We start from the raw sequence: 1,028 nt of genomic DNA on the forward strand, positions 1-1,028 counted from the left end.
ACCAGTACGATCGAAAATGGATTCGGTTCAAGATTGATGGTGAATGGTTTCTTGTTAAACAATGAGCTAACAGATTTTTCATTCTCGTATGAAAACGAACAAGGTTTGATCGCGAACCGTGTTCAAGCTGCAAAGCGGCCTAGATCGTCGATGGCCCCCACCATCGTTATGGAAACCGGCGCCCCCAAAATGGCCATTGGATCGCCCGGTGGATCAAGGATCATTAACTATGTTGCCAACTCGCTGATACGCACTTTAATGTGGAATCAGCACCCTTATAACGCGATCAATGCAGCGCATATCAGTAACCGATATGGGCAAATGGATGTAGAGAAGCTGAAGTTGGATGACGAGTTGGTCGCTCGTTTTAAAAAAATGGGATACGAGACACAAGAGCGCGATCTCAATTCAGGTCTCCATGTGATAAAAATCGACAAAGCGAATGCGCGTTTGATAGGTGCGGCGGATGAGCGACGCGAGGGACACGTTGCCGGCGATTAGCCTTGAGACGACGAGCAACGAACGACTAAAGCCCTTGTTTTAGCTCTTTCCGCTGCCGGAGTTTTTCTAGCACCTTTAGAAACATCGGTTCGGAAGGCTCCGCATGGATACAGTAATCCTCATCGAGATATCGAAATTTGATCTGGTATGCGTGTAAAAAACATCGTTCAGCCGAAGTACCACCGTAACGCGAATCACCAAGGATAGGGCTACCTAAAGACTTGCATGCGACACGAAGTTGATGGGTTTGCCCTGTCTGCGGCATTAACCAAAACCCCCATCCTTCATCAGACGGGCATGCGTAAAACCGCGTAACACTGGGGTTAAGATGTGTTCTGCAGAGCTTGTAGCTACCGCCCCTCGATTTCTCCATATCTCCCGATATAAGCCCCTGTTTCTTCTTGGGTTTTTTATCACTAATGGCGAGGTAAACTTTGTCGACCGTTTTTGATTGAAATAGTTGCGAAAGCGCACTATTCGCTCGGCTATTTTTCGCAACTAACAGAGCACCGCTTGTCACACGATCT

General features: G+C 47.5%; 2 protein-coding genes. One reads left to right on the forward strand and one right to left on the reverse strand.

What is annotated here, in order from left to right; genetic code table 11:
* The coding region (locus A3751_RS17380) for a gamma-glutamyltransferase (protein WP_197466454.1) at positions 1-501 on the forward strand (501 nt) is incomplete at its 5' end.
* 25 nt (positions 502-526) lie between these two features.
* Here the strand turns inward: A3751_RS17380 and A3751_RS17385 are convergent.
* Positions 527-1,028 (reverse strand): pseudouridine synthase (locus A3751_RS17385; RefSeq protein WP_156492575.1); only part of this gene is annotated, 502 nt, incomplete at its 5' end.

This window comes from Oleiphilus sp. HI0080 (assembly GCF_001635135.1).